Genomic DNA, 4,247 nt, shown 5'->3' with positions numbered 1-4,247 from the left:
GGCTGGCCCGTCGGCCCGGCGGTGGCGAACGGGCCGGAGCGGACGGTCCGACAGCGCTTTTGGCGGCCGCCCTCACCGACGGGGACACCCTGGTCGCCCCGGCCGCCGCCGAGGCGCTGCGCGCTCCGCTGCGCGAGTGGCGGTCGCGGATCCGCGGATCCGGCCGGGCCCAACTGCTGTTCCTGCTGCGCGAACCGGACCGGGAGGGGCCGTGGGAGGTCGAGTTCTGGGTTCGCTCGACGAGTGACCCGGGCCTGCGCCTTCCCCTGGAGCGGGTGTGGCTGGGCGAGGGCGCCGCCTGGCTGCCCCGCGACGTGGGCGAGACCGCCCTGGCCGACCTGCGCCGGGCCGCCCGCCACTACCCCGCCCTGCACCGGGCCCTGCGCGACCTGGCGCCCGCCCGGCTGCTCCTGGACACGGCCGGAGCGCAGGCGTTCGTCTCCGAGGCCGCGCCGCGCCTGGGCTCGGCCGGGTTCGGCGTGGTCCTGCCCGAGTGGAGCGGCCGCCGCGCGCTCGGCCTGCGCATGACCGTGGAGGAGGCGCCGCGGCGGCGCCGGGGCGGCATAGGCGTCGACGACCTGGTCCGCGTGTCCTTCGAGGCGTTGGTGAACGGGCCCGGGTCCGCCGATCCGCTGTCCGAGGAGGAGCTGGACGAGCTGGCGGAGCTGGCCCGGCTCAAGCGGTCCCTGGTGCGCGTGCGCGGCAGGTGGATGGAGATCGACCCCGAGCGGGTCGGCGCCGCGCTGGAGGCCCTCCGGAGGCGGGGACGGGCGTGGTCGCGCAGGGACGAGGCGGTACGCGCGGCGATCGGGGTGGCGGACGCCGCGCCCCTGCCCGTCACCGACGTCGTCGCCGACGGCCCGATCGGCGCCCTGTTGGAGGGCGGTGTCTCGGCGAAGCTGCGGCCCATGGGCACCCCGCGGGGCTTCGAGGGCGCCCTCCGGCCGTACCAGGACCGCGGCGCGTCGTGGCTGCGCTTCCTCGGCGAGCTCGGGCTGGGCGCGATCCTCGCCGACGACATGGGGTTGGGAAAGACCGTCCAGCTGCTGGCCCTGCTGACCGACGAACGGGGCCGGGGAACGGCTCCGGGGCCGACGCTGCTGGTGTGCCCGGTGTCGCTGGTGGGCAACTGGTCGCGCGAGGCCGCCCGGTTCGCCCCGCACCTGCGCGTGCACGTCCAGCACGGTCCGGACCGGCCGACCGGGAACGCGCTGGCTCGGCTGGTGGGCAACTGCGACCTGGTGGTGACCACCTACGGCGTGGTCACCCGCGACTCGGAGGAGCTGGCCGCGCTGCCCTGGCACCGGGTGGTGTGCGACGAGGCCCAGGCGCTCAAGAACCACGGCACGCGGCAGGCGCTGGCGGTGCGGTCGCTGCCAGCCGCCACGCGGATCGCCCTGACCGGAACCCCGGTGGAGAACAACCTGGGTGAGCTGTGGTCGGTCATGGACTTCGCCAACCCCGGACTCCTGGGGTCGGCCCAGGACTTCCAGCGCGCGGTGGCCGACCGCGCCGACGGCGGCGACGACGGCGAAGGCGGCGAAGGCGGCGCCGCGACCGCTCTGGTGCGCCGGCTGACCCGGCCGTTCGTGCTGCGGCGGCTCAAGACCGACCGGTCGATCATCGCCGACCTGCCGGAGAAGTTCGAGATGCGGACCTGGTGCACGCTCACTCCGGAACAAGCCTCGCTGTACAAGGCGGTCACCGACGACATGGCCGAGCGGATGTCGGAGGCCGACGAGAAGGAGCGCAAGGGCCTGGTCCTGGCGACCATGGCGCGGCTCAAACAGATCTGCAACCACCCGGCCCAGTTCCTGGGGGACGGATCGGCGCTGGCCGGGCGATCGGGCAAGCTCGACCGGCTGGAGGCGATCCTGGGCCAGGCCGTCGCGCGGGGCGACAAGGCGCTGTGCTTCACCCAGTACGCGAGGTTCGGGGAGCGGCTGGCGCCCTACCTGCGCTCGCGGTTGGGGGTTCCGGTGCTGTGGCTGCACGGGGGCACCCCGCGGGCCGAGCGGGAGGAGCTCATGCGGCGCTTCCAGGACACCCCCGGGCCCATGGTGTTCCTGCTGTCGCTCAAGGCGGCCGGGACCGGACTGAACCTGACCGCCGCCAACCACGTGGTGCACGTGGACCGGTGGTGGAACCCCGCGGTGGAGAACCAGGCCACCGACCGGGCGTTCCGGATCGGACAGCGGCGGGACGTCCAGGTGCGCAAGCTGGTGTGCACGGGCACCGTGGAGGAGCGGGTGGACGAGATGATCGAGCGCAAGAGCGCGCTGGCCGACGGCGCGGTGACCACCGGGGAGCAGTGGCTGGCCGGACTGTCGGTGGAGGACCTGCGCGAGGTGGTGCGGCTGGCGCCGGAGGCGGTGGCCGGATGAGCGCGACGTGGTCGGACCTGCTGGCCGGGGCCCTGGGCACGGCGGACGGCGGTCCCGGGGCCAGCGTGGATCGGTTGACGGTACGGCCCGGTGAGGTCCTCGCCCGGGTCCGCGACGCCCGCGGCCGCGTCCACGAGGTGAGCCTCATCCGCACGGTGCTGCCCGACGCCGCGTGGGAGCGCGCGTGCGCGGCGCTGGCCTCGCAGCCGGTGTTCCGTGCCCGGATCTCGGCCGGGGAACTGCCGGCGGCCACCGCCCGGGTCTTCGAGGTCCTGGGACTGGACCTGGTGCCGCGCGGGTGGTCCGACCTGGTCGCCACCTGTTCGTGCGACCGGTGGGAGGGCCGGTGCGCCCATCTGTCCGCGACGGCGGCGGCGCTGGGCGAGGAGGCCGACCGGGACCCCTTCGCCCTGGCCCGGTGGTCGGGGCGGGAGCGTCGCGCGCTCGTGGACCGGGTGGCGGCGCTTTCCGCGCCGGGGGCCGGGCCCCCGGCGGGCCGGGAGGAGGCATTCCCGGCGAAAACGGGACCGGAGGCGAACGACGGGGAATGGGTGCGCGAAAACGTCCAGGTGGGCACGGCTGTCTCCGCGGCCGCCTTCTGGTCGGCGCCCGCACCGCCCTCACCACCGTGTTTCCCGGAGACCGCGGGAGCCCGCGTGCGGGCGGCGGCGCCGGGCGCGGTCACCGACGGACTGCCGGTATTCTCCCGCGTCAGTGACGCCTTCGAAGAAACCGAATAAACGGCACCGGATTTTCTGTGGAAAACGCCGATGGGTGTGTAGTTCCGCGGTTACGATTCCCCTGGAGACCGCACCGCGCGAACGAGCCGCGGGGGTGTGCCTCCGCCGCGGTGCCCGCTTCCGCCGCCCCCGTCGTGGAGCCAGCCACTCCACATGAGGGTGTCGTCGCCCACCGCGTCCCGCACCCGCCCCGACTCACCCGTGCGATCGGTCCTCCCGCCGTGACCCGCGCTGACGCCCACGCACACGACCGTCGGTCACACCGCGCCCGGCGACCCGTACCCGCATCGCACAGAAGGAGGCAGGGACCCGCACCGGCTCCAGGAGTCAGTGCGCCCCGGACCGCACATGGCCGATCGCTTCCCCCCCGACATCGACATGGACACCCCCAGCATCGCACGCATGTACGACTATCTGCTGGGCGGCAAGGACAACTTCGAGGCGGACCGGGTGGCCTGCGACGTACTCCTGGAACGTGTCCCGGAGGTACTGTCCCTCGCCAACGACAACCGCGCGTTCCTCGCCCGCGCGGTCGAGTACGTGGCCTCGCGGGGCGTGGAGCAGTTCCTCGACCTGGGGGCGGGCCTGCCGACGGCCGACAACACCCACCACGTGGCGCAGCGGACCAACCCCGAATCCCGGGTCGTCTACGTCGACAACGACCCCATCGTGGCCGTCCACGGCCGTGCGCTGATCAGCGACGAGGGCCGAACCGCGTTCCTGCACGACGACATCCGCTCCACCGACCGGATCCTGGACGCGCCCGAGACCCGGCGGCTCATCGACACCGACCTCCCGGTGTGCCTGATGGCCGTCTCCCTGCTGCACTGCCTACCCGACGAGGACGACCCCTTCGGCGCCATGCGGGCCCTCCTGGACCGGCTGGCGCCCGGGTCCTGGGTGATCTTCTCCCACTGCGTCACCGACGACCCGGCCGCGGGAGACTGGATCACACAGAAGATCCTGTCCTTTGGCACCCCCTGGGGCCGGGTGCGCAGTGAGCGGGAGGCATCGGTGCTCTTCCAGGGCCTGGAGCTGGTCAGCCCCTGGAACGACGACCGTGGCTGCGGACCGCGCACGGTCGACTGCGCCACCTGGCGCCATCCCGGGCGCGACCCCCTCA

Annotated in this window: 3 protein-coding genes; all 3 read left to right on the top strand. The window is 74.0% G+C overall.

All coding sequences use genetic code 11. The features are described from left to right. Positions 1 to 2 precede the first annotated feature (2 nt). Positions 3 to 2,384, top strand: coding sequence for a DEAD/DEAH box helicase (locus D471_RS0130155; protein ID WP_394296865.1), 2,382 nt, complete (start codon positions 3 to 5; stop codon positions 2,382 to 2,384). After that, the gene (locus tag D471_RS0130150; RefSeq protein WP_017602058.1) at positions 2,381 to 3,124 is read left to right on the top strand and encodes an SWIM zinc finger family protein; all 744 of its coding nucleotides are present in this window, start codon (positions 2,381 to 2,383) and stop codon (positions 3,122 to 3,124) included. The genes D471_RS0130155 and D471_RS0130150 overlap by 4 nt, the downstream gene beginning before the upstream one ends. A 348-nt stretch (positions 3,125 to 3,472) precedes the next feature. Beyond that, the coding region (locus D471_RS0130145) for an SAM-dependent methyltransferase (RefSeq protein WP_017602057.1) at positions 3,473 to 4,247 on the top strand (775 nt) is incomplete at its 3' end.

Origin of the sequence: Nocardiopsis lucentensis DSM 44048 (assembly GCF_000341125.1) — a bacterium.
GTDB lineage: Bacteria > Actinomycetota > Actinomycetes > Streptosporangiales > Streptosporangiaceae > Nocardiopsis > Nocardiopsis lucentensis.
This window is presented reverse-complemented; position numbering and strand designations above follow the sequence as displayed.

What these genes read in the sequence shown, in the direction of transcription:
- D471_RS0130150 (WP_017602058.1), top strand. Translation starts at nt 2,381, where the DNA reads ATGAGCGCGACGTGGTCGGACCTGCTGGCCGGGGCCCTGGGCACGGCG.